We start from the raw sequence: 24,532 nt of genomic DNA on the forward strand, positions 1-24,532 counted from the left end.
AAGGGAAGGGAGGGCTGCGTTTTGTTTGTCCATCTTCATGTTCACAGTGAATACAGCCTGCTGGACGGGGCCTGCCGCATCGAAAAGCTGGTGGAAACAGCGGCGGAGCGGGGAGCTCCGGCGGTGGCGGTGACGGACCACGGCGTGATGTACGGCGCGGTCGATTTTTATAAGGCGGCGAAAAAACGGGGGATCAAACCGATCATCGGCTGCGAGGTCTATGTCGCTCAGCGCACGCGGTTTGACCGGGTTCACGGTCTGGACTCCGAGCACAGGCATCTCGTTCTGCTCTGCGAAAACAATATAGGATACCAGAACCTGATCGCGCTGGTGTCCCGCTCCTGGACGGAGGGCTTCTACTCCAAGCCCCGCGTCGATCTTGATTTGCTCCGGCAGTATCACGAGGGATTGATTGCCCTTTCCGCCTGTCTCGCGGGTGAAATTCCGCGCGATCTGACGGCGGGGGATTACGACGCGGCGAAGGCCGCCGCCCTGCGCTACGAAGAGATTTTCGGGCATGGGAATTTTTATCTGGAGCTGCAGGATCACGGCCTTCGCGAGCAGAAGCTCATCAACCCGTCAATCCGGCAGATTTCCAGGGAAACGGGAATTCCGCTGATCCTGACCAACGACTGCCATTACATCCGCCCTCAGGACAGTGAGATGCACCGCATCCTGCTCTGCATCCAGACCAATCACACCGTCGAGGACAAGGACGGCATGGAGTTCGGCAGCGACCAGTTCTATTTCAAGACGGAAGAGGAAATGCGCTCGCTGTTTCCCGACTGCCCCGAGGCGGCGGACAACACTGTCAAAATCGCGGAGCGCTGCAATGTGGAATTCGAGTTCGGCAAAACAAAGCTGCCGCGGTTCGAAACGCCGGACGGGCAGGACAATGTGGTCTATTTCCGGGAAAAATGCCGGGAGGGGCTTCACAGGCATTATGGGGAGCATCCGGAAAAGAGCGTCTCCGACCGTCTGGAGTACGAGCTTGAGACCATCGAGAAGATGGGTTATGTCAACTACTATCTGATCGTTCACGATTTCGTCCGCCACGCGAAGGAGACCGGGATTCCCGTCGGCCCGGGCAGAGGCTCGGGCGCGGGAAGCCTGGCGGCCTACTGCATCGGCATCACCGGCATCGACCCGATCAAATACGATCTGCTGTTTGAGCGGTTTCTGAACCCGGAACGGGTTTCCATGCCGGACTTCGACATCGATTTTTCGGACGAGCGCCGCTCGGAGATGATCGACTATGTCGTAAACAAATACGGCGCCGACCACGTCGCCCAGATCGTCACGTTCGGCACCATGGCGGCGAGGGGCTCCATCCGCGATGTGGGGCGCGCGATGGCGATTCCCTACGCGCAGGTGGACGCCGTTGCCAAGCTGGTCCCGTCGGAGCTGAATATCACGCTGGACAAGGCGCTTCAGGTTTCTTCGGAATTCCGGCAGAAGTACGACACGGACCCACAGGTCCGCGCGCTGATCGACATGGCGCGCCAGCTGGAAGGAATGCCGCGCAACGCCTCAACGCACGCCGCGGGCGTGGTCATCACGGACAAGCCGGTGGCGGAGTATGTGCCGCTCGCGAAAAACGGGGACGCCGTCGTCACGCAGTACACCATGACGACTCTGGAGGAGCTCGGCCTTCTGAAGATGGACTTTCTCGGTCTGCGCAATCTGTCGGTGATCCGCGACGCGGAGGAAATGATCGCGGAAAAGCAGCCGGGGTTCAAAATCGAGGACATTCCGATCGACGACCCGGCGGTTTACCGGATGCTGTCCGAGGGGAAGACGGACGGCGTGTTCCAGTTCGAATCCGGCGGAATGCGCAATGTGATCGCACAGCTTGGACCGGAAAAGATCGAGGATCTGATCGCGGTGATCTCTCTTTATCGCCCCGGCCCGATGGAGTCGATCCCCCGGTATATTGAAAACAGGCACAATCCCGCGAAGGTGACCTACCGCCACCCGCTTTTAAAGGGGATCCTCGACGTCACCTACGGCTGTATCGTCTATCAGGAACAGGTGATGCAGGTTTTCCGCACGCTGGCAGGGTATTCGCTCGGCCGGGCGGACATCGTGCGCCGCGCGATGAGCAAGAAGAAAAAGGACGTCATGGAGCGCGAACGCGAAATCTTCCTGCACGGCCTTACGGACGAAAACGGCAACGTCGAGGTGGAAGGGTGCGCGCGCCGCGGCGTGGATGAGCAGACGGCGGCGGCAATCTTCGGGGAGATGGAGAGCTTCGCTTCCTACGCGTTCAACAAATCCCACGCGGCCGCTTACGCGCTGCTGAGTTACCAGACCGCGTGGCTCAAGTGCCACTACCCGAAGCAGTACATGGCGGCGCTGATGACCAGCGTGCTGGACAACAACAATAAGCTGTCCGCCTATATTGCGGAATGTCTGCGGCTGAAGATCCGCGTGCTGCCGCCGCACGTCAACGAGAGCGCCGCGGGTTTTACCGTTTCCGGTCCGGATATCCGTTTCGGGTTGGTCGCGGTGCGCAATCTGGGGCGCGGGTTCATCGACGGCCTGGTGAAAGAACGGGAACAAAACGGGAAATACCGTTCCTTCTTTGACTTTGTGCGCCGCGTGTACGACGGGATCAACCGCAGGACTCTGGAAAGCCTGATCAAATGCGGTGCGCTGGACGGCCTCGGCGCCAACCGGCGCCAGATGCTCTCCGGCTCGGACGCCGCGCTCGATTTTCTTGACGCCGACAAAAAACGCAATGTGGAGGGGCAGATCGGATTCTTTGATTCCGCCGAACAATCCGGAACGGAGGAATTCCGGCTTGAAGATCTGCCGGATCTCCCTCCTTCCGACAAGCTGGCAATGGAGAAGGAAGTCACAGGGCTGTATCTTTCCGGGCATCCGATGGCGGAGTACGCCGACGCTTATGAAACCCTGCATGCCGTAAGGCTCAGTGAAGTGCGGGAGAGCGCGCAGGACGGGGGAGGCGCCGTCAAGGACGGGGACAGGGTCACGGTGCTCGGCATCCTGACAAAAGTCCGGATGAAGGTGACGAAAAGCAACAGCACCATGGCTTTTGCCATGGTGGAGGATATGTTCGGTTCCATGGAGATGCTGGTTTTTCCAAGGACGCTTTCCGAATATGCGGAATGGATCGCGGAGGGAAAAATTTTGCTGATCGAGGCGACCGTCAGCGTCCGCGAGGACGAAGAGACAAAGCTGATCTGCGAGTCCGTCAGACCCGCGCCGCCGGCTTCCGGCGAACCGACGCGGCAGTCCGGCGGGAAACAATGCCCTCCCGGCCTTTATCTGAAGGTGTCGTCGGAAACCAGCCCGCAGTATGAGAAGGCGAAAAAATATCTGGCCGTATTTGACGGTTCCACGCCGCTTTATGTCTTTTTTGCGGATTCCCGCCGGCTGTATCACGCGCCGATTGCGATGCGGGTTGCCCTGAATGACGTTCTGATCCGGGAGCTGCGGAAGCTGCTGGGCGGGAAGAATGTTGCCATTGTGGGCGATTGGGAACAATAATCCATATAACGGAAACTTCTGTCCATAACTTTCGGTTGATAACGGCGGAGCCTTTCGATTATAATATTGATAGGGAAGGCAACAGTGTTGCAGCTTAAGTTTATTTGGAGGGATTAGAATATGTCTTCGAAGGCGATTGCCGTTTTGACCAGCGGTGGCGACGCACCCGGCATGAACGCCGCCGTGCGTGCGGTGGTCCGCACCGGATTGTTCTACGGTGTGAGGGTCATGGGGATTCAGCGCGGGTTCAACGGTCTGCTCAGCGGAGAAGTCGTTGAAATGAATCTGAGAAGCGTGTCGGACATCATTCACCGAGGCGGTACGATTTTATATACGGCGCGCAGCCCGGAGTTCAATACGCCCGCGGGCGTTCAGCAGGCGGCTTCCACCTGCCGCAGCCTGGGGATCGACGGCGTGGTGGTGATCGGCGGCGACGGTTCCTTCCGGGGTGCGAGGGACCTGACGGAATCAGGAATCCGCTGTATCGGCATTCCGGGAACCATCGACAATGACATCGCGTCCAGTGAGTACACCATCGGGTTCGACACAGCCATGAATACCGCGGTTCAAATGGTGGACCGGCTCAGGGATACAATGGAATCCCACGATCGCTGCAGCGTCGTGCAGGTGATGGGCCGCCGCTGCGGAGATATCGCGCTGCAGACGGGCATTGCGGTCGGCGCCACCAGCATTCTGGTCCCGGAAGTCCCGTACGATTTTCAGAAGGACATTATCGACCGCATGCGCTTTACCCAGAAAACCGGGAAGAAGCATTTCATTATTATCGTCGCGGAAGGCGTCGGCGGCGTGGAAAAGCTGGCGCGGGACATTCAGGAGGCGACCGGCATTGAATCCAGGGCAACCATCCTGGGCCACGTTCAGCGCGGCGGCTCCCCGACTCTGCGCGACCGCGTGGTCGGCAGCGCGATGGGTTCCCTTGCTGCCACCCTGCTGTACAAGGGCAAGGGCAACCGCGTGATTGTAATGCGGGGCGGCCAGATCGTCGACCTGGATATCACGGAGGCGCTGGCAATGAAGCGCGAGTTCGATATGAATCTGTACGAAGTCGCACACCGGGTTTCCATCTGACAAACGGAAGAAAAAACGGGTTCCGCCGCAAGAAGGCGGAACCCGTTTTTTCTTTTTCTTTCTCCCTCAGCCCTCGTAATCCTCAATCACGCGGGTCAATTCCGCAGTGCCTCTGGCTTGAATTCCGTCACGCAGAAGCTTTTGGTCTTCCTCGGGGAAGATACTGACGTCGATGTCGATTTCTTCAAAAGGAAGCTTGTCCCCGTCACGAAATACACCGATGTGTCCATTATATTCTTTCACAATATATAAGCTGTCGTTCTGCTTGCTGGCCGCGGCATGAATGGCGCTGCTTTCTTGACTTGACGGCGCAATTGAGGTAAAATTACTTGACACAATTTTGTCCGAAGTGGAACTTGTCCCGGCTTGCCGGTTGCTGTGCGGAAGTCCCAAAACAACCAGGACGGCCAGCAGGGCAATCACACAGAGCAGGAGCATGGATGTCTTTTTCAAATAAATCACCTCTGTGAATATTATTTGAAAATTTTGGAAACTTATTCATTCTGTTGAAAAATCAGCCAATATTATATCCGAGGGAGGTGGTATGGATGAGAAAAACCGACATCAGTCAGTATGCCGGCGGTCAGAGCGTTGGCAAGAAGGACGTTTCAACCGCTAAATCTGTTTTTAAAATGATTCTTCGGGGGATTGCGACAGTGCTTGCAGTACTTGCCGTCTCTGGGACGATTGTCTCGGTTTCCCTGTTTTCTTACATTTACGGTTTAAAAAATGAATCGGTGGATTATGATCTGCACAAGCTGCAGCTCAACTATACCAGTTTTATCTATGTGAACGGATCGGGAGACGACGCGTCCAACCCGGTGAAATACCAGAGTCTGTACAGCAGCGAGAACCGCATTTGGGTTGATTACGACAAGATTCCGAAGGCCATGAAGGATGCGATCGTCGCGATTGAGGACAAGCGCTATTGGGAACATAAGGGGGTCGACTGGAAAAGAACCTTCAGCGCGGTGGTCAATCTTTTCAATTTTTTTCAATCGGACGGCAGCAGCTACGGCGGTTCGACGATCACGCAGCAGCTGATTAAGAATGTTACAGGTGAAAATGAAGTCAGCCTGACGCGTAAAGTGAAGGAAATTTTCCGTGCAATGAACCTTGAGAAAAAATATTCCAAAGAAGAAATCCTCGGGGCTTATTTAAATGTCGTTCCTTTCGGCAGCGGGTGCAACGGAGTCCAAACAGCGGCCAACCTTTATTTCGGCAAAAATATTCAGGACTGCGACATCGCCCAATGCGCGGCAATTGCGGGTATCACTCAAAATCCCACGGCCTATTCGCCGCTGACTCACCCTGATAAGAACAGGGAGCGCCAGCAGACGGTTCTCACGGCCATGCACGACCAGAAGAAGATCACGGATGACGAGTACCAGGCGGCCATGAAGGAATCCGAAAACATGAAATTCGTCGGGAAAAAGACCGAGGACGTCGTTGACGAGAACTCGGTCTGGAACTGGTATACGGAAGCGATGTTTGAGGATGTCAAGACCAGCCTGATGGAGACCTACAGCTGTTCTTCGGACAAAGCGGTCGATATGATCTACCACGGCGGGCTTAAAATTTATTCCGCGATGGATTCGGATCTTCAAAGCATTGCGGAAGGGGTATTCAATGGCTCGAAGGCTTTTCCCGCCGCTTATCCGAATCTTCAGGGCGGCTATGTGGCGATGGACTACAGCGGCCGCGTTCTCTCGGTTGTGGGTGCCAGGGGGAAAAAGGAAAGCAACCGCCTGTTCAATATGGCAACCGATGCCAAGCGCCAGCCGGGATCCTCGATTAAGCCGCTGGCCGTTTACGGCCCTGCGATCAACGCGGGTCTCATCAATTATTCTTCCCTGGTCAACGACGAGCCGGTCCCGAACTGGAAAGACGGGAAGTCGGGGCCTGCCAACTGGGACAACAAGTATCACGGAATCATTACGGTGGAAAAAGCGCTGGAACAATCTTATAATGCCGCGTCCGTCCAGGTCGACAAGCTCTTGACCCCAAATATCAGTTTTAATTTCCTCAGGGAAAAGCTGGGGTTCACGTCGCTGGAGCCTGCGGACAATACGCTTGCGGCCATGGCCGTCGGCGGGATGACGCAGGGCATTACGGTCGAGGAGATGACCGCCGGCTTTCAGATGTTTGGAAACGGAGGGAAATATTACAAGCCTTATACGTTTTATTATATTGAGGACCATGACGGCAACGTGATCGTTGATAACCGGGACGAAGTGCCGACGCAGGCAATCTCCTCCGTGGCTTCGACGATCGTTCACAAGCTGCTGAATAACGTGATGCAGCATGGGACGGGCATTACCGCCAATATCAGCGGATGGGATGTTTTCGGCAAAACGGGAACAACCAATGATAACAAAGACAGCTGGTTTGTCGGCGGAACCTCCTATGCGGTTGCCGGAGTGTGGACGGGATACAGAACGCCGAAAGTGCTGAACAGCAAGTATGAAACGCCGGTGGCGAAAGCCGTCTGGAAAGCGATTATGACGCAGTACCTCAAAGACAGGGAGAAGAAGAGCTTCGACCTGGATCAAAATGTGATTCCCTATAAATTCTGCGTGGAAAGCGGGCTTTTGGCAAATCCGGGAGTTTGTACCGAGACGAAAACAGGCTGGTATGATAAAAACAATCTCCCTGCAATATGCAGCCTGGATCACGGAACAGCCGGTTCGGAACCGGAGAGTTCCTCTTCGGGGACGGCGTCGCCGGGGTCTTCGGGAGGAAATTCACAGTGGGAATCATCCGCCCCGGAGAGCGGAGACGTTTCTTCAAAAGCTTCGGAGTCGCATCCGCGGAAGAATACTTCGAAGCCGGAAAATCAACAATGGCGTCAGGACAGCATTACGCCCGGAGGATGAATTTTTATAACAGTCCGGTTGAAACACAGGCCGTTTCATGTTAAACTAGACAGTAAGTTTTATGCATCCGCGCGGTGAAGGGAATTCATTTTTCGAGCCGCAAACAGAAGCGGATGAGAATTTCCTTGCGGCTAATATAGGTAAACAGAGAATTGAAGGGGTGCTGGAAATGGTGGAAATAGCGGTTATGGGTTATGGCACCGTAGGTTCCGGCGTTGTAGAGGTGCTGGATAAACACGCGGAAAGCATCGCCGGGCGCGCCAAGGAACAGATCCATGTAAAATATATTCTTGATTTGAGGGATTTTCCGGGAAGTCCCTATGAGCAGAAATTTGTGAAATCATTTGATCAAATTTTAAATGATTCCAATGTCAAAATTGTAGTAGAGGTCCTGGGCGGGTTGCATCCGGCCTTTGATTATGTGAAGGCCTGCCTTGAAAATGGAAAGAGCGTTGTGACTTCCAATAAGGAACTGGTTGCCGCAAAGGGAGCGGAGCTGCTGAAAATCGCGCAGAAAAACAATCTGAACTTTTTGTTTGAGGCCAGCGTCGGCGGCGGTATCCCGATCATCCGCCCGATCAGCCAATGCCTTGCGGCGAACGAGGTGGTCGAGATTGCGGGAATTCTGAACGGGACCACCAATTTTATTCTGACCAAAATGATCCGGGAAAAAACCACTTTTGCCGACACGCTCGCACTTGCGCAGAGACTGGGTTATGCGGAGCGCAATCCCGCCGCCGACATCGAGGGGCTGGACGCCTGCAGAAAAATATGCATTCTGGCATCTCTTGCCTATGGGAAACATGTTTATCCGGAACAGGTACATACGGAGGGAATTTCAGGAATCCGTCTCGAGGATATTGAGTACGCCGCCGCCTGGGGCGGCGTCATCAAGCTGATCGGGCAGGTCAGAATGATGGAAAACGGGAAAATACAGATTATTGTCTGCCCGATGTTTCTGTCGAGGGACAGTCAGCTTGCCAACGTGGACGATGTTTTCAACGGCATCCTGGTGCGCGGCGATTCCACCGGGGATGTGGTCTTCTATGGGAAAGGCGCCGGCAAGTTCCCAACCGCCAGCGCGGTTGTCGCCGATGTGATCGATTGCGTCAAGCATTTTAAGGCACGGAAATATCTTTTCTGGGACGACGGTTCTCCGGATTATGTGGAGAGCTATCTCGACAACCGCGTGTCTCTGTTTGTGCGTGCTTCGACGGACCACGAAACACTGGCGTTTCAGAATGTTGAAAACAAACTTGGTCCGGTAACCCGCTTGTTCCGCGGAGCGCGGGAACCGGGAGAAATTGCTTTTGTGACAAGAAAGGCTCCGGAAAGAGAAATACGGCAGGGTCTCCGGGACCTGTCCGGATTGGGAGTCCAGATACAAAATGTGGTCCGGATCGGCGAACTGTAAAAAATGTGAGGTTGTTATGATATGATACGCATACAGGTTCCGGCGACAAGCGCCAACCTTGGCTCCGGCTTTGATTCCCTTGGCATTGCTTTGACGATGTATAATCAGGTCTGGATGGAAGAATCGGATGCGATTGATATTTCATGCAAGGATGACGTTGTTGTTCCGACTGACGAGACGAACCTGATTTACTGGGCTGCGAAACGCCTGTACGATCTGTGCGGCCACAAGCTGCCCGGAATGAGAATTATCCAGTTGAATAATATCCCGATGGCGCGCGGGCTCGGCAGCAGTTCCGCCTGTATTGTGGCGGGAATCCTGGGGGCAAACCGCATGCTCGGCAGCCCGCTGGGCCGTCAGGACCTGATTAATCTGGCCGCTCAGATTGAAGGCCATCCCGACAATACCACGCCGGCGATCGAGGGCGGGCTGGCGGCCTCGGCGATTGAGGCCGGACGCGTTTACAGCGTGAGCGTTCCGGTTTCCGAAAAGATCCGCTTTGCGCTGTTTATACCGCCGTTTGAACTCAAGACGGAAATGGCGCGTTCCGTACTGCCGGCGGAATATTCCAGAAGCGACGCGGTATACAACCTGTCCCGTTCCGCGCTGATGGCGGCGTCCCTGTTCTCCGGCCGTCTGGAGAATCTGCGCGTCGCCGTCCAGGACAAAATCCACCAGCCCTACCGCTCCGGCCTGATCGAACATCTCGACGACGTGTTCCGCCTGAGCTATGAGCTCGGTTCTCTCGGGACCTATATCAGCGGCGCGGGCCCCACCATTATCTCGATGATTCCGGCGGACGGGGCCGACGCCTTTTCCAAATATGCCCTTGCGCGGCTTCAGGAAAAAGAGATTGACGGCTGGCAGGTTCAGATCCTGACGACTGACCCGCAGGGCGCGATGATTTCAATCGAATAACATGCTTATTAGGAGGACGGAGCCTTATGAGTCTGATTGTCCAGAAATTCGGCGGCAGCTCAGTTGCAAACGCGGAGCGGGTTTTCAATGTGGCTGACATTGTGACCAAAACCTATGCGAAAGGGAACGATGTGATCGTTGTGGTTTCCGCTCAGGGGGACACCACGGATGATTTGATCGGAAAAGCGCATGAAATCAATCCGAATGCCTCACGGCGCGAGATGGATGTGCTGTTGACGACCGGCGAGCAGATGTCGGCGTCGCTGATGGCGATGGCGATTGAAAAACTTGGTTATCCGGTGGTTTCCCTCTTGGGGTGGCAGGCCGGATTCCGCACCAGCGCCGCTTATGGAAGCGCGAGGATTAAGAGGATTATTCCCGTAAGAATCCAGAAGGAGCTGGATAAAAAAAATATCGTCGTTGTGACCGGCTTTCAGGGAATCAATCGCTACAACGATATGACGACGCTGGGCCGCGGCGGTTCAGACACAAGCGCGGTCGCCATCGCGGCGGCGATGAACGCGGACCTGTGCCAGATTTATACGGATGTTGAAGGTGTGTTTACCGCGGATCCCCGCAAGGTGAAAAACGCGAGAAAACTCGACGTGATTTCCTACGACGAAATGCTGGAGCTCGCGTCGCTTGGCGCGCAGGTGCTGAACAACCGCTCCGTTGAAATGGCAAAGCGCTACGGGATTGAACTTGAAGTGCTTTCCAGTATGACAAGAAAGCCCGGTACAATTGTTAAGGAGGCTACGAAAGTGGAGAAAATGTTGATTACCGGTGTCGCGAAGGACGAGGATGTCGCCCGCGTGTCTATTATAGGAGTACCGGACAGACCTGGTCTCGCCTTTAAAATCTTTTCTAAGATTGCTGCGAAAAACATCAATATCGATATTATTCTCCAGTCGGTTGGCCGGAACGGGACCAAGGATATCACTTTTACGGTCCACCGCGCGGACTTAAAGGAAACCGTTGCGATTCTAAACGCTTATGTGGAACTGATCGGAGCGACGTCGGTTGTCTATGATGAGGATGTTGCCAAGGTTTCTATCGTCGGAGCCGGGATGGAGACGCACTCCGGTACGGCCGCCAGCATGTTTGAGGCGCTGTATGCGGCGGATATCAACATCCATATGATTTCCACCAGTGAAATCAAGATCTCCGTCCTGATCGACCGGGCGGATGCGGATAAGGCGGTAGCGGCGATCCATGACCGCTTTTTCAGCGAGGGAGAGGACAATGATTAGATCTGTTTGAAAGTAAAAAAGAAGACCGTCCGCCGGTTTTTCAGGGCGGACGGTGTTGTGCCGAACACTGGAGGTGCATTTTTCCCCTTGCATTTCCAGGACGGATGTGCTAAAATAAATACTGTTGTTTCCGGGTGTGGCGCAGTTGGTAGCGCGCTAGACTGGGGGTCTAGAGGCCGCAAGTTCAAGTCTTGTCACTCGGACCACTATCAGAGTCGTCGAATTTGACGGCTCTATTTTCTTTTGCAGCTTCAGCGCAAAGAACCACCAGCTTTGCTGGTGGGATAAGAATCTTTAGATACAAGAAAATCTCCTTTTGTTAGAATAGATGCAGGTTTGCCAACCGCATTACCAACAAAAGGAGATTTTGTCATGAAAGACATACAAAGTTTATCACATTCAAAGTGGAGATGCCAGTATCATATTGTATTTGCTCCAAAATATCGCAGAAGAGAAATATATGGGCAGATAAAAGCAGATATAGGCAAGATTTTAAGGAAGCTGTGTGAGCAGAAGGGAGTGGAAATCATCGAAGCTGAGGCGTGTCCAGACCACATTCACATGCTGGTAAGCATTCCGCCGAATCTCAGTGTGGCACAATTCATGGGCTATCTCAAAGGGAAGAGCAGCCTGATGATATTCGATAGGCATGCAAATTTGAAGTATAAGTATGGAACGCGACATTTTTGGTGCCGTGGCTATTTTGTAGACACAGTGGGTCGTAACAAGAAAGCAATTGAAGAATATATCAAAAATCAATTGCAGGAAGATATTGCCTCAGATCAAATAAGTTTCAAAGAGTATATTGACCCGTTTACGGGTAGCAAGGAATCAAAGGCATAAAAGAAGGCCGCTTTAGCGGCGGCCTGTAAAAGTAATGCGGTTGGTAACCTATTTCAGTGCGTCTTGAGACGCGCGCCAGTACTATGCCCTTTCAGGGCTTGTGCATACCACGCGTTCAACGCGTGGTTTTGATTTCTCGGATTTTCTTCGGCTTACTCGCTAAAGCTGCCTTATTTGATAAATAAATGCTGTAAGAACACTCGAAGCCATTTACATAAAAATATTTTAAAACTTTGTGAATAGTTGCATTAAATAGGGAAATATCTGACTGAATACCGCCTATAAGTAGAAGATGTTTTTAGGAGGTAGTTCAATGACGGAAGAAAATTATAAGTATCGAACAAGTCCTCTTTTCCTTCGCGATCAGTTCAAAGGGAAAGGGAAACTGCAAATTCCGGTTATTCCTAAATTTCAAATTCGATCAGACGATGTCAACGATTTGCTTCTTATTGGATTTGATAAAATCAGCACAAATTATACAAAGCATTTCAGCCGAATGGTTCATTTCTTCCTGTATGATTATAAATTTGAGCGTGTCTGGAAAAATCCCGATACCGATCTGGAAAAGCTAAAACACTATCGTGCGGTGCTCTCTCCTGATTTCAGTATGTATGTCGAAATGGCACCCGTTTTGCAGCTTTACAATATGTTCCGGAATCGCTGGTGTGGCGCTTACTTTGCGTCAAAGGGAATCCGCGTCGTTCCAACCGTTAGCTGGGGAGACGAGAATACGTTTGAGTTCTGCTTCGACGGAATCGAAAAAGCTCAACGGTAGCGGTGTCCACTTATATGGTGTCGGAACACGACAACCGCCAGGACCAGAAAGAGTTTTTCCTAAAGGGCTATAACGAGATGCTCCGCCGGATCGAACTGGAAAAAATAATCTGCTACAATACGCCATTCCCCGAGATGCAGGGCGATATTGTGTTTGTCGACTATGAACTAAGCTCGTGGAGATATATGGGCGACGACCCGTACACGCCGTCCATATATGCGAAATACATCTGCGGGGAGGCACCCCTTCCTGCAGGAAGCAATCTCATTATTAAAAGCGGATATGTTGTAAGTGAGAATGATGAGTACTATAATAACATTATTCAGACTGGAATGGGCAGCGCCTACGGTGGAAAATGGTTTCCGAAAAAAGAAGAAGATAAAAGACTATGGGGAAAGCCTGGAGAAATTAAGCGGGTAACTATTTATGGATACCGTGTAGATGTTAAAATAGGCGAGGATGGAAGAGCAGTGAAAGAGAGACATTATACTGATCACGACCAATCGTGGGCGCATACCAATCCCCACGATCATATTATTCGGTGGGATGGTAAGCGCGGCTCTCCAATTTTTGTAAAACCTGCTATTAATTATAAACCGGAAGATTTCCCTAATGGTGCTCCGGAATTTAAAGAATTTGTGAGAGGATATGTTATGACAGAGACATATGATACTTTAAAAAGCTCTCCTGAAGAATATAAGTTTCATACCATCAGTGAATTCAAATGGTGTCTGCAAGATGGCGGGGAGGTAGAGTTTTCCTTCCACAGCAAAATATATACCATTACCCAACCGAAAAACGGAATTAGTATTTCCGAAGCCAACAAGCAAGAAACTGAAAAAATATGTTCTGATGCAGATGAGGTTATGGAATATTTGGTTGATGGAATTCGTCTGAGGGATATTATTACACAAATTAATGTTTTAGCCCGAACAATTTAGGCGGAGCATCTTTGGGCTCATACGGACCCTCATGATAAAATTATGAAATGGGATTCAAACAATGGAAGACCGGATTTCTCAAATGATGATATTAACTATCCGCCGAAAAAATATCCGAACGGAGCGCCTGAATTTAAATTTTATAAATATAAAGGAGAGATGCCTATGAAGTTGACGGTTAACGGAGATGCCTATCAGTTCAAAACTCTGAGTGAATTTAAAAGCAGTATGTCAAGAGGCGGAGACGTGAAGTTTGAGTGGAAAGGAACTGACTACACCATCAGTTCCGTCTGGCCGAACGGAAAAATGAAATTTTCGGCTGGTCCGTGTACCCGCGTAGAAAAAGACTGTACAGTTTACGATACCATCGATGAACTTTTGGAATATAAAGTGGGCGGCGACCGTTTGCGGGATATTATTACGCAGGCAGAAATTATTGACAGGACATTATGACAGTTTCCTATCTGGAAAAGATGAACCATTGTCGCGCCGCTATTCCGAATTTCAGTATATATGTAGAAATGACCTTCGCGCAGCTTTATGTGTGCTTTTTGGTGTAAATACTCCTTGCAGATTGCCCGCAAACCGTTGATATTACTGGATTTCTCCAAGTCCTATAATTTCACTCCGACCAGTAAAAAACCGCATGAGATAGCCAAAAATCGGTTATCGAGTGCGGCTTTTCTTTTTGCCTTGATTTTCTGTTAAGTACATTAAAGTACATATAAACACAGAAAAGTGTCGTAAAAACGTCGTACGACTATCGCAAAAAATAAAGGCTGTCACCAGTCCATCTTCATCGATTTTTTGATTGTCTCGGTATCATTTTCCACATAAATCTTTGTTGTAATTAAGACATTGGCATGACCCATCAATTTTGAAATAGTATAGATGTCCGTCCCGGCCTTGTAAAGCAATGTTCCGTAGGTGTGCCGCAGCCTCGTGCGGATCCGCTATAAGGCCGCGGCGCAGGGATTCCGATTTCCGGATGATGCGCAGGTGGTCGTCCAAATTACGGCCCGATTCCCGATTCCGGCCAGCAAGAGCAAAAAGGTGCGGTTCGCAATGCTGGCAGGACAGATCAAGCCGGCGAAGAAGCCGGACTGCGACAACATCGTGAAAATCGTCTGCGACGCGCTGAACGGATTCGCCTACAAGGACGATGCCCAGGTTGTCCTGGCGCAGGTGGCGAAGGAATATACCGACGAGCCGCGGACGGATGTCAGCCTGTGGGAGGTGTGATAGCACCATGAAAGCCCATATCCCGGCTGCAGCATACCTGACACGCCGCCAGAAACAAATCGTCCGTGAGTACGATTCAAACACCCAGAACGAGAATTTTACCCGCTACATAAAGCTTTCCGCCGTAGTGCTGCATACAAAATTTGGCTTTGGGCATGACCGGGTAGCCGATTTTCTCGGAGCAATTTCGGCGGCGGCCGAGGCGGCGGAAAAAGACGAAATCTTCTGGAAGCACATTGACGACGCTGTGATCGACGAAATGAAAATGCCGTTTGACCGCGAGAATTACGAGAAGGTGGACAAATAATTTCTATTTTGAAAAATAATTAACTGAATAGCCTGCTGCTATTTAATTATAAACCAGTTTGAAATAATTAAATAGACGCGAAAAAACCAGTACTGATGCGGATCTATGGCGTTCTCCAAATAAAATGAAAGCCGCTTGAAATTAATTCAAACGGTTTTGATGCGAAAACAAATTTACTTTTATCTCATTATGTACTTCAGGCCCTCAACATCAATGTGTTTTTTTTATTTTCAATATCATGCTTATCTGTTTTTTCTTTCTTTGAACAACGCTTCAAAATTAAAAGAATAATTTGGACGGTTAAGCTTGGAATTGTATTATTCAAAAGCAAATCGGAATTTCTCTGAAAATATTCAATTACATTATGTAATATCCCCATCAGCAATCACCCTAAAATAGCCTTCTCGGAAAATTGCAATTTATGTAAAGGGGCGTGAAACTATGTACGTAAATCCGTTCTGGATGGGAGTTCTGGTGACGGCCGTAGTCGAACTTGTCGCAATGATCGTGTTCGCGGCGGTGAGAGGAGCAAGGAAATGAAAGCTATTACAATCTGGCAGCCGTGGGCCTCATTGTTGGCCTGCGGCGCAAAGCAGTTTGAAACCCGAGGCTGGGCAACGTCATACCGTGGACCAATCGCAATTCACGCGGCAGAAATCAGTATTCCGCACGTCCTCAAGCAGCTTTTTCCCCTTGGAGAGTGGGATTATTCGCCTGACCATGAAGCAAAAACAAGATTTTTGAATGCGGTCGGAAACACCCTCCTGATGCCTATGGATGCACTTCCACTGGGCGCAGTCATAGCAACGGGCGAATTGGTAGCATGCCATAGGATTGTATGTCATGGAGGGCGCGGAATATCAGAGGATGACCCAGGATGGCTCGAAACGGATCGCGGCATTTATGAACCGATAGATCAGGAACTGCTTTTCGGCGACTGGACTCCGGGACGGTATGCTTGGGAGATTGCAAACGTACACATGCTTCCAAAACCGATCCCCGCAAAAGGAAAGCAAAGGCTCTGGAACTGTGATGTCGCTTAATGAAAAAGCGGAAAGCAGAATGCACTTTCCGCTTCTCGCTTTAACGCTTCGTATTAGGGCCAAGGGAGACTTTTCTGACGTTGTGACTGTCGTTTTGATTTCTCACATGAGATGATTGCTGCTTTGGGTTCTCGGTGCCTTCGGCGTTGCTCTTTGGATCAACCTTTTTCTTTTCGTTTTTCATTGCATTTCACCTCAGATTGTATCAATATCTGTTACCGGGATAGTATGACCCGGAATGATCGATTTACACGAAAGGATGATGGTACCATGACGGCCAACGAAGTGAAGAATCTGCTGAAGATCTACTACGACATCCCGGCTATGATTTCCGCCGAGTTCGCCACCATCCGCAACTGTGAAACGGAAAAAAATGGAATCTCGCTGCCGTCCGTCAATCTCTCGGGGCTGCCGGGCGGCAAAGGCTTGACCGGAGACCGCACGGCCTCCATGGCGCTGGCGAACCAAGAACGCTATTATGATGAAGAGATCAAAGCCTGCTCCCGCCGCATCGCGGAGCTGAGAGATGCAAGAAATTGGCTCGGCGTCGCCCTGGGGAAGCTGGACCAGACAGACCGATACATATTGGAACTGCGGTACATGGGCGATCCGAAGAACCGGAAATATCGCCGCCGGCCGGAATGGAAAGAAATTGCGGATAAAGTAGAACTCAGTGAAAGCCAGACGCGGGAGCGCGTGCGGATTGCCCTTCTGAAACTGATGATACAGGCCGATCAAATCGTTCTTCCAGGCATGATACGCTGAAAAACCGGCGCTTTCCGGCGGTTTCCAGCGGAAACCAGCGTTTCCCATCGCTTTTATTGTGCTAAGATATAATCAGCGAAATTGAGTATAAGAGGAATCCATATTTCACTTCCCTCTCAAAGCGTCGCCTATGCCAACGGGCGGCGCAGATATGCGCCACACTTTGATGTGACTTGGGGAACATTACACCAGCAGCGTCGGAATACTGACGAAAGGCTGGTGTGTGGCGCGGTTCAAATCCGCGGTGGCGCACTACATGCTCTCCGGACGGCTTGTCAGGCTGTATCGATCCACCCGAGGCGCACGGTTCCGGCGGGCGCGCTTGAATATTTCAGCGTTTCGCTTCGGCGGTGCGCTTTTTAGTTGCCTTATTTGACAGATACGCCGGAATGTGTTATTATTACCAAGTTGGAAGTATCCAACAAGCCTATCTTTTCATGCTAAGCCGAAGGCGTTTATTCGGTGTTAAGACCATTCTGAGCTGTTTCTATTGGTCGGAACAAAAGCAGGTATAGCAGTCGATTACCCGGGCGTTACGCGGGACAAAATATTATTGGGCATCCGCATTTAAGCGGGTGCCTTTTCTGTTGGGACGACCTTCGGGCCGTCCATTTTCATGCCTTTACCCCGTACATTTCGAACGTCCCTAGGTTTGTATTGACGGTTCCTTTCAAGGCGTTTCCCTCTATGGCTCCTTTGGCTGTGTACTGGACGTTGAAGAACCCTGCATTGAAGACTCCCGAGAATTTAAAGGCATCTCCATCTGCTTTTCCATTTCTGAAATTGCTTGTATCTCCCATTGCATGTATAGACCCGTTTAAGACTCCGTTGCGATCCGTAAAAACCACGGTTCCCTTTTTGGGTCCAAACGGAGTAACCAAAGTGACGTTATAAGTTCCGTTCATTATTCTCACCGCTTTCATAAGGCTAATTTACTATATGCCAATTAAGAATGGATGGTTGCAATTTATTGTAAATCATCCTTTTTCATGCCTAAAAGCGGGGAGATACCCATGAAATATCATTACCGGCCGGCTTTCAATGCCCGCGTCTACGGGCCGGCTGAGGCAAGAGCGGATCGATATTGGGAAAATAGATTGCGAGGTGGTGGGCGATGTGGCGAAAGGAAAGTATCAGAAGTGGCTGACGCCGGATGGCCTTACACTTCTAAAAGCATGGGTCCGTGATGGTCTTACCGATGAGCAGATCGCTCACAATATCGGTGTTTCTCGCAAAACTCTTTCAGCGTGGAAAGTAAGGTATGGTGACATAGGTGACGCCGTTAAAAAAGGCAAAGAAGTCGTCGACGTCGAAGTCGAAAATGATCTCCTGAAAAAAACCATGGGTATAATGTTCAGCTCCGCAAGACATTCAAGGTCCGCTGTGTGGACTATGATCCTAAAACGGGGAAAAAACTCCGCGAGCACGAAGAGCTGAAAATTGGGATTGATGAAGTCCATATTCAGGCTGACACTGTGGCGGAAATTTTCTGGCTGAAGAATCGCCGCCCTGACAGATGGCGCGATCGGGTAGATCCCACCGCTCCGCCGAATCCAGAGCGGCAGGATGACGGCTTCCTCGCTGCCCTCGATCAGAAGGCCGTCGAGGTATGGAATCAGCCTGCCGAGGCGGAAGGTGACGCCGATGAAGATAAAGAGTGAGCTCACAGCGCCTTTCAAATTCAAGCCTTTCAGCAAAAAGCAGCTGCAGATTCTTACGTGGTGGACGGATTCCAGTCCGGTCAAGGATTATGACGGAATCATCGCGGATGGAGCGATCCGCTCCGGAAAAACGGTTGCGATGGCGCTTTCATTCGTCATGTGGAGCAACGTGCAATTCAATAATGAGGCTTTCGCAATATGCGGAAAAACGATTGGATCGCTGCGCCGGAATGTGCTGCAGCCGCTAAAGCGAATGTGCCTTTCACGCGGATATACCGTCATAAATGACCGCGGCGAGAACATGATTGAGATTGCCTTCACCGGACGGACAAACAGCTATTACTTTTTCGGAGGCAAGGACGAGAGCAGCCAGGACCTGATCCAGGGCATCACGCTCGCCGGGATCCTATTCGACGAGGTCGCCCTGATGCCGGAGTCATTCGTCCAGCAGGGCATCGGCCGCTGCTCCGTGGATGGGGCAAAACTGTGGTTCAACTGCAATCCTGAAAACCCGTTCCATTTCGTTAAAACAGAACTGATCGATCAGGCCAAGCAGAAGCGACTGCTCTATCTTCATTTTCTGCTGGATGACAACCTGTCACTTTCGGAAAGCACGAAACGACGGCTCTGGAGTGAATTCACGGGCGTTATATCACGATCGACTACGGCACCAGGAACCCGACCGCTTTTCTTGAAATCATAGACGACCTTCAGCGAAATTACTGGGTCACCAGAGAGTATTACTATGACAGCGCAAAAGAGTGGAGGCAGAAGGACGATGCGGAATATGCGGAGGATTTAGCCAAGTTCGCCGACCGAGATTGCCTGCGGGGTGTTGTCATCGACCCTTCGGCCGATTCATTCAAGTTGGCAATCCGGAAAAAGGGTTTCCGCCCCATCGACGCTGACAACACTGTCGAGGATGGCATCCGCCTTGTGTCAACGCTGCTTGCTCAGGGTCGGCTCCACATTCACCGGTCGTGCGTCCATACCCTCAAAGAGTTTTCCGCCTATGTGTGGAATGACAAGCGTGCCGAAGTAGGCGTCGAGGAGCCGCTGAAGCAGAATGATCACGCGATGGATGCCCTGCGCTATTTCTGCAAAACCGTTGTGGGAGGTTACCGGAGTGTTAAAAAATAATAGAACAAAAAGCAAGCCGGCGGAACGGAATCCGGTACGCGCATCGGCACTCGACACCTTCGTCAATGCCCTCACGCGGCAGGGCCTGGGTATGCCGAACCCGCTGAATGCGACGGCCTATCCGATTACACGGCTCACTCAGGATTACCTGTTATTGATCTCAATGTACCGAAACAGCTGGCTCGTCCGGAAGATCGTGGACCGTGTCGCGCAGGACATGACTAAGGCATGGATCAATATCACCTCGGACGTCACCCCGGAAGCTCTCGACCGTATCGACCGCCTAGAGCGCATAGGGTACGTCCACGCGAAGATCACCGAGGGCATTCAGTGGGCGCGCCTCTTCGGCGGAGCTGCGGGTCTTATGATGATTGATGGACTCGGCGAAAACGGCCTGCTCGAGCCGCTGAGTCCGGACATGGTCATGCCTGGGAGCTTTAAGGGCATCATGGTGCTGGACCGCTGGTCCGGCGTGTACCCGGATAACGGCTTGGTCGACAACATCGGAGATCCGGAATTCGGGCTGCCTGAATATTATGAGATCGCCGATTACACCCGGCAGAAATCTTTTCCTGTGCACCATTCGCATATTGGCCGTGAGAACGAGGAAGCTGGGAGCTGTACAGCGATGCGACGCTGCAGGCCGACGACGAGGCGTTTATGCGCAAGCTCGGCGATATCGTGCGTACCGCCGTAGGCGAGGCGCGCTTTGCCAAGGTGATCGATAAACTGCGGGAGGCCGCCGAGGTAAAAATCAGCGGCCCCGTGCCGGAGGTCGTGGAGCTGACCTCCCGGGAGTTCGGGTTCACAAAAAACGAGCAGACCGGCATCCTTCAGCACCTGATCGAAGGCGGTGATCTGTCGCGCTACGGCCTGTCTAACGCGGTGACGCGGGCTTCGCAAGATGCGGAGAGCTACGACCGGGCTACGGCCCTTGAATGCGCGAGCTGGCAGATTGTAGCGATGGCTCCCGAACTGTGGAAGCAGGTGGACGAGGGGGTTCCCGCATGAGCGTAAACAAGTTTAATCACGAAGGCTATACCGACCCGACCGCCTACGAAGCCCTCATGGCCATTGAACGGGATGCCAAGAAAGCGGCATTCCGCCCGTTGGTGTTCATCTGTTCTCCGCTGTCCGGGTATGTCGGGCGAAATCTCGAAAGGGCTCGCGGTTATTCGCGGTTTGCCGTGTCAAAAGGCGTCATTCCAATCGCGCCGCATCTCCTTTTTCCGCAGTTTATGGACGACGGCGACAAGGAGCAGCGCGATCTGGCTATCTTCATGGGTCTGGTGCTCATGGGCAAATGTCAGGAGGCCTGGTGCTTCGGCAATCAGATCAGCAAGGGCATGGCCGTCGAGCTCGCTAAGCCTAAGCAGCGCGGCATGCCGATCCGGCACTTCACCGGACAATGCGCGGAGGTGGAGTAAAATGCCTGAGTATAAGCCGCTCCATATTTCCATTGAGGAGTTCCTGCGGCCTTTTTTCGACGCGGGCGAAACCGTCTGCCTGCACATTTTCGACGACCGCAAGAACAGCACGTTCAAAGGCGCTAAATTGGAATGCGAGGCCGGTAAGATCGCCGCTATGGTGGATACGCTTAAAAAGCATAACAGGCAGAATCGCGGCGTCTATTTCGTGGTCAACTTCGGCGGCCATGAGGATGCCGATATCACCCGCATCAACGCGCAGTTCGTGGAGTGCGACGAGCTGTCCATTGAGGAGCAGATGGCGCAGATCGAGACTTTCCCCATAGAGCCGTCGCTTGTGGTGAAAACCCGAAAATCCCTGCATGTCTATTGGCTGATGAAGGACGCGAGGAGTACAACGATCAGGAGTATGTGTGGCTCTCGGCCTTCGCCGGTCACAGCTATAAATTCGTGAAACGGCTGACCCAAGGAAGAACGGAAAAAGTGGGGTTATGCGGGCATCTGGGAAATGACCACGGTGCACGCCAACAAGAAGCACCCCGCCATGTTTCCGGTCGAGCTGCCGTGGCGCTGCATGAAGATGCACAGCGACCGGGGCGGCATCGTCGCGGAGCCTTTTTCTGGCAGCGGCACAACCATTATCGCGGCGGAGCAGACCGAGCGCCGCTGCTATGCGATGGAGCTTTCCCCTGTTTACTGCGACTTGGCGGTCAGGCGTTGGGAGAGCTTCACCGGTGAAAAAGCGGTCAGGCTGGGGGGATAAGGCTTGGAGATACAGAAGATTCCCGCCTCAAAAATCAGGGCGGCGAAATACAACCCGCGCAGGGACCTGAAGCCGAGGGACGCAGAATATGAAAAGCTGCACCGTTCCATTGAGGAGTTCGGCTATGTGGAGCCGGTCATCTGGAATAAGCGCACCGGCAACATCGTCGGCGGCCATCAGCGGTTTAAGATCCTTTTGTCGATGGGCTATCAGGAGATCGACTGTGTGGTGCTGGACATCGACGAGCAGCGGGAAAAGGCGCTGAATGTGGCGCTCAATAAAATCACCGGCGAGTTCGATACCCCACTGTTGACCGACCTGCTGCGCGATTTGAGCGGAAACGACTTTGACGTGTCCCTCACCGGTTTTGACGCGGCGGAGATCGACGACCTTTTCCACGACAAAACCTCCGGCAACGTTAAGAAGTTCCTTTTTTCTTTGTCCTTTTTCAGGAGCGCCAACTTTTGGAAAGGGGGCGGCGGCGCTGCGAAAGCTCAAGAGATATAAGCCGAACGGGTTTATGGCAAATGGTTCGGCATACAGCAAAGAAGCGGCGGACGTGGCCGTTTCCTTTATCAATTGTCTGAAACACACGAAGGGCGAATGGTACGGCCTGCCCTTCGACCTGATTGACTGGCAGGAACAGATCGTTCGGGATCTGTTCGGCATCCTGAAGCCCAACGGATACCGCCAGTTTAACACCGCCTATGTGGAAATTCCCAAAAAGCAGGGTAAATCGGAGCTTGCGGCGGCCATCGCCCTGCTTTTGACCTGCGGGGATTTCGAGCACGGCGGCGAGGTATACGGCTGCGCGTCCGACCGGCAGCAGGCGTCCATCGTGTTCGACGTGGCGGTCGACATGGTGGAGCAGTGCCCGGCGCTCAAAAGCCGGATCAAACCCATGCTGTCGCAAAAGCGGCTGGTATACAAACCGCTGGGCAGCTTCTATCAGGTGCTTTCGGCGGAAGCTTATACCAAGCACGGGTTGAACGTCCACGGCGTGGTATTCGACGAGCTCCACGCGCAGCCCAAGTCCCGACGGTATAGTTGGAACGACGCGATGCGTCAGGCGGCGCGGGAGCGCCAGATTGAGCTTATAAAAAGGAGGAACCGCGAATGAGCACGGCACGGGCGGTGACTGTCATACCACCGACTATTGCCCGCATTCAGGACAACATATTACGCACGCATGTCAGAAAGCGCGTGGCTGCTTATGCGCGGGTTTCGACCAACGACGAGGAGCAGCAGACAAGTTATGAGGCGCAGATCGACTACTATACCCAGCATATACAGGCAAAAAACGAATGGGAGTTTGTCGAGGTCTACACGGACGAGGGCATTTCGGGCACCAACACTAAGAAGCGCGACGGGTTCAAACGCATGGTGCAGGACGCCCTCGACGGTAAAATCGACCTGATCCTCACGAAATCGGTGAGCCGCTTCGCTCGCAATACTGTGGATACCCTGACCACGGTTCGCCAGCTCAAGGAAAAAGGCGTGGAGGTCTACTTCGAGAAGGAAAACATCTACACGCTGGACAGCAAGGGCGAGCTCCTCATCACCATCATGAGCTCGCTGGCGCAAGAGGAAAGCCGCTCGATTTCCGAAAATGCGACGTGGGGCCAGCGCAAACGTTTTGCGGACGGCAAGGTGAGCTTGCCCTACAAACAGTTTCTTGGATACGAAAAGGGGCCGGACGGGTTGCCGAGAATTGTGGAATCGGAGGCCAAAATCGTGCGGCTGATCTATAAGCTGTACTTGGAGGGCAAAACGCAAAACGCCATAGCCCGCTATTTGATGCAGCAAGGTATTCCATCTCCGGCGAAAAAGAAAAAGTGGAATGTTTCGACGGTTCTGAGCATCCTGCAAAACGAAAAATATAAAGGTGACGCGGTTTTACAAAAACGATTCACGGTGGATTTTCTGACCAAGAAAACAAAAGTTAACGAGGGTGAGGTTCCGCAGTATTATGTGGAACATTCGCACCCGGCCATCATCGAGCCGGAGGTGTTCGATTTGATACAGGCCGAAATCAAGAAGCGCAAGACGGTGGGGCGGCGGCAGAGCGGCTTGGGCTGCTTTTCGAGTAAAATTGTCTGCGGGGAGTGCGGCGGATTCTATGGGCCGAAAGTGTGGCATTCCAAGGACAAGTACAGGCGCACCGTCTGGCAATGCAACAATAAAGTTGCAAATGGGACTTGCTGCAGCACGCCGTATCTGTCGGAGGAACTGTTGCAGCGGGCGTTTGTCGAGGCGTTCAACCGGGTTATTGAAAACAAAGACCAGATCGTCGAGGATTTTGATTCGATTATTGCAGTTCTGGTGGATACCACCGCGCTCGATAAGGAAAGCGTGAGATTGCGGGATGAATGCGCGGTCGTCATGGAACTAATCCGCAAATGTGTGGAAGAAAACGCCCATTCCGCAATGGATCAGGATGAATACCAAGAACGGTAGACGGTGGAAGATATCTGACAACTACTCCGACTTGGGATCATATTGCGCTTGATAGTTATCATCACAATCATTTAGCGTTCAAGTATTTTATTGAAGGATCCATATCTT

The 24,532-nt window shown here is 52.1% G+C and carries 27 protein-coding genes, 1 tRNA gene and 3 pseudogenes; 26 read left to right on the forward strand and 5 right to left on the reverse strand.

Annotated features, from left to right (window positions below; all coding sequences use genetic code 11):
* Window positions 1–21: 21 nt before the first annotated feature.
* Both VA597_RS06705 and pfkA read left to right on the forward strand, forming a co-directional pair.
* Window positions 22–3,513, forward strand: a complete 3,492-nt coding sequence (locus VA597_RS06705; RefSeq protein ID WP_128742025.1) for a DNA polymerase III subunit alpha — start codon at window positions 22–24, stop codon at window positions 3,511–3,513.
* 120 nt (window positions 3,514–3,633) lie between these two features.
* A complete protein-coding gene (gene pfkA / locus VA597_RS06710) occupies window positions 3,634–4,602 on the forward strand; it encodes a 6-phosphofructokinase (protein ID WP_128742026.1) in 969 nt (322 codons plus the stop codon).
* A gap of 66 nt (window positions 4,603–4,668) precedes the next feature.
* Here the strand turns inward: pfkA and VA597_RS06715 are convergent, their stop codons facing one another.
* Window positions 4,669–5,055, reverse strand: a complete 387-nt coding sequence (locus tag VA597_RS06715) for a hypothetical protein (protein ID WP_128742027.1) — start codon at window positions 5,053–5,055, stop codon at window positions 4,669–4,671.
* 95 nt (window positions 5,056–5,150) lie between these two features.
* On the opposite strand from VA597_RS06715, the gene VA597_RS06720 reads away from it, so the two are divergent.
* From VA597_RS06720 to VA597_RS06760, 9 genes are all read left to right on the forward strand, one after another.
* Window positions 5,151–7,478 (forward strand): transglycosylase domain-containing protein, encoded by a 2,328-nt coding sequence (locus tag VA597_RS06720; protein ID WP_128742028.1) that lies wholly within the window; start codon window positions 5,151–5,153, stop codon window positions 7,476–7,478.
* Between the two features lie 169 nt (window positions 7,479–7,647).
* Entirely contained in the window at window positions 7,648–8,892 is a 1,245-nt protein-coding gene (locus tag VA597_RS06725) for a homoserine dehydrogenase (RefSeq protein ID WP_326975566.1), read from the forward strand.
* Between the two features lie 21 nt (window positions 8,893–8,913).
* Window positions 8,914–9,810, forward strand: a complete 897-nt coding sequence (gene thrB / locus VA597_RS06730; protein ID WP_128742030.1) for a homoserine kinase — start codon at window positions 8,914–8,916, stop codon at window positions 9,808–9,810.
* A gap of 26 nt (window positions 9,811–9,836) precedes the next feature.
* Window positions 9,837–11,060, forward strand: coding sequence for an aspartate kinase (locus VA597_RS06735; RefSeq protein WP_128742031.1), 1,224 nt, complete (start codon window positions 9,837–9,839; stop codon window positions 11,058–11,060).
* Window positions 11,061–11,190: 130 nt separating this feature from the next.
* A tRNA-Pro gene (locus VA597_RS06740) sits at window positions 11,191–11,266 on the forward strand.
* Window positions 11,267–11,432: 166 nt separating this feature from the next.
* Window positions 11,433–11,903: an IS200/IS605 family transposase gene (gene tnpA / locus VA597_RS06745; RefSeq protein ID WP_128742032.1), complete on the forward strand. Its 471-nt coding sequence runs from the start codon at window positions 11,433–11,435 to the stop codon at window positions 11,901–11,903.
* 313 nt (window positions 11,904–12,216) lie between these two features.
* Complete coding sequence (locus VA597_RS06750) at window positions 12,217–12,678, forward strand: DUF4417 domain-containing protein (RefSeq protein WP_164918977.1); 462 nt, start codon at window positions 12,217–12,219, stop codon at window positions 12,676–12,678.
* 14 nt (window positions 12,679–12,692) lie between these two features.
* Entirely contained in the window at window positions 12,693–13,619 is a 927-nt protein-coding gene (locus VA597_RS06755) for a hypothetical protein (protein ID WP_128742034.1), read from the forward strand.
* A gap of 42 nt (window positions 13,620–13,661) precedes the next feature.
* Complete coding sequence (locus VA597_RS06760) at window positions 13,662–14,072, forward strand: hypothetical protein (RefSeq protein WP_128742035.1); 411 nt, start codon at window positions 13,662–13,664, stop codon at window positions 14,070–14,072.
* A 329-nt stretch (window positions 14,073–14,401) separates the two neighbouring features.
* On the opposite strand, the gene VA597_RS17730 is transcribed toward VA597_RS06760, so the two are convergent.
* Complete coding sequence (locus VA597_RS17730) at window positions 14,402–14,569, reverse strand: tyrosine-type recombinase/integrase (protein ID WP_128744242.1); 168 nt, start codon at window positions 14,567–14,569, stop codon at window positions 14,402–14,404.
* Here VA597_RS17730 and VA597_RS06765 point away from each other — a divergent pair.
* The 3 genes from VA597_RS06765 to VA597_RS06775 all read left to right on the forward strand — a co-directional run bounded on the left by VA597_RS06765 (window position 14,562) and on the right by VA597_RS06775 (window position 16,211).
* On the forward strand, window positions 14,562–14,861 hold the full coding sequence (locus VA597_RS06765) for a RusA family crossover junction endodeoxyribonuclease (protein WP_164918978.1): 300 nt from the start codon (window positions 14,562–14,564) through the stop codon (window positions 14,859–14,861). The two genes, VA597_RS17730 and VA597_RS06765, sit on opposite strands and share 8 nt — an antisense overlap.
* Before the next feature lie 7 nt (window positions 14,862–14,868).
* Window positions 14,869–15,168: a hypothetical protein gene (locus VA597_RS06770; RefSeq protein WP_128742037.1), complete on the forward strand. Its 300-nt coding sequence runs from the start codon at window positions 14,869–14,871 to the stop codon at window positions 15,166–15,168.
* Window positions 15,169–15,704: 536 nt separating this feature from the next.
* Window positions 15,705–16,211: an ASCH domain-containing protein gene (locus VA597_RS06775; protein WP_128742038.1), complete on the forward strand. Its 507-nt coding sequence runs from the start codon at window positions 15,705–15,707 to the stop codon at window positions 16,209–16,211.
* Window positions 16,212–16,251: 40 nt separating this feature from the next.
* Here the strand turns inward: VA597_RS06775 and VA597_RS06780 are convergent, their stop codons facing one another.
* Window positions 16,252–16,395, reverse strand: coding sequence for a hypothetical protein (locus VA597_RS06780; protein WP_326975568.1), 144 nt, complete (start codon window positions 16,393–16,395; stop codon window positions 16,252–16,254).
* An 86-nt stretch (window positions 16,396–16,481) separates the two neighbouring features.
* Between VA597_RS06780 and VA597_RS06785 the strand changes: the two genes are divergently transcribed.
* Entirely contained in the window at window positions 16,482–16,976 is a 495-nt protein-coding gene (locus VA597_RS06785; protein ID WP_128742039.1) for a hypothetical protein, read from the forward strand.
* A 614-nt stretch (window positions 16,977–17,590) separates the two neighbouring features.
* On the opposite strand, the gene VA597_RS06790 is transcribed toward VA597_RS06785, so the two are convergent.
* Window positions 17,591–17,881 carry a hypothetical protein gene (locus VA597_RS06790; RefSeq protein WP_128742040.1) on the reverse strand — a complete coding sequence of 97 codons (291 nt, stop codon included), beginning with the start codon at window positions 17,879–17,881 and terminating at the stop codon, window positions 17,591–17,593.
* Window positions 17,882–18,218: 337 nt separating this feature from the next.
* Window positions 18,219–18,347, reverse strand: coding sequence for a hypothetical protein (locus VA597_RS06795; RefSeq protein WP_326975569.1), 129 nt, complete (start codon window positions 18,345–18,347; stop codon window positions 18,219–18,221).
* Window positions 18,348–18,361: 14 nt separating this feature from the next.
* Here VA597_RS06795 and VA597_RS06800 point away from each other — a divergent pair, with 14 nt between their 5' ends.
* From VA597_RS06800 to VA597_RS06850, 11 genes and pseudogenes are all read left to right on the forward strand, one after another.
* Window positions 18,362–18,637, forward strand: a complete 276-nt coding sequence (locus tag VA597_RS06800; protein WP_326975570.1) for a hypothetical protein — start codon at window positions 18,362–18,364, stop codon at window positions 18,635–18,637.
* On the forward strand, window positions 18,621–19,340 hold the full coding sequence (locus VA597_RS06805; RefSeq protein WP_326975572.1) for a PBSX family phage terminase large subunit: 720 nt from the start codon (window positions 18,621–18,623) through the stop codon (window positions 19,338–19,340). Before VA597_RS06800 ends, VA597_RS06805 begins: the two co-directional genes overlap by 17 nt.
* Entirely contained in the window at window positions 19,337–19,777 is a 441-nt protein-coding gene (locus tag VA597_RS06810; protein WP_326975672.1) for a phage terminase large subunit family protein, read from the forward strand. Before VA597_RS06805 ends, VA597_RS06810 begins: the two co-directional genes overlap by 4 nt.
* A complete protein-coding gene (locus VA597_RS06815; RefSeq protein ID WP_326975574.1) occupies window positions 19,764–20,474 on the forward strand; it encodes an anti-CBASS protein Acb1 family protein in 711 nt (236 codons plus the stop codon). The genes VA597_RS06810 and VA597_RS06815 overlap by 14 nt, the downstream gene beginning before the upstream one ends.
* Entirely contained in the window at window positions 20,459–20,788 is a 330-nt protein-coding gene (locus VA597_RS06820) for a hypothetical protein (RefSeq protein WP_326975575.1), read from the forward strand. The genes VA597_RS06815 and VA597_RS06820 overlap by 16 nt, the downstream gene beginning before the upstream one ends.
* Window positions 20,785–21,204, forward strand: a complete 420-nt coding sequence (locus VA597_RS06825; RefSeq protein WP_326975576.1) for a DUF7768 domain-containing protein — start codon at window positions 20,785–20,787, stop codon at window positions 21,202–21,204. The genes VA597_RS06820 and VA597_RS06825 overlap by 4 nt, the downstream gene beginning before the upstream one ends.
* Window position 21,205: 1 nt before the next feature.
* A complete protein-coding gene (locus tag VA597_RS06830; protein ID WP_326975578.1) occupies window positions 21,206–21,658 on the forward strand; it encodes a hypothetical protein in 453 nt (150 codons plus the stop codon).
* Window positions 21,592–21,967 (forward strand): annotated as a pseudogene (locus VA597_RS06835) (DNA-methyltransferase); the annotation flags it as partial. The gene VA597_RS06830 and the pseudogene VA597_RS06835, both read left to right, overlap by 67 nt.
* A gap of 3 nt (window positions 21,968–21,970) precedes the next feature.
* Window positions 21,971–22,393, forward strand: a pseudogene (locus tag VA597_RS06840) (ParB N-terminal domain-containing protein); the annotation flags it as partial.
* A gap of 58 nt (window positions 22,394–22,451) precedes the next feature.
* Window positions 22,452–23,060, forward strand: a pseudogene (locus tag VA597_RS06845) (terminase large subunit domain-containing protein); the annotation flags it as partial.
* 23 nt (window positions 23,061–23,083) lie between these two features.
* On the forward strand, window positions 23,084–24,424 hold the full coding sequence (locus VA597_RS06850) for a recombinase family protein (protein WP_326975582.1): 1,341 nt from the start codon (window positions 23,084–23,086) through the stop codon (window positions 24,422–24,424).
* Window positions 24,425–24,532: the final 108 nt, after the last annotated feature.

Source organism: Caproicibacter sp. BJN0012, from assembly GCF_035986805.1.
Taxonomy (GTDB): Bacteria; Bacillota; Clostridia; order Oscillospirales; family Acutalibacteraceae; genus Caproicibacter.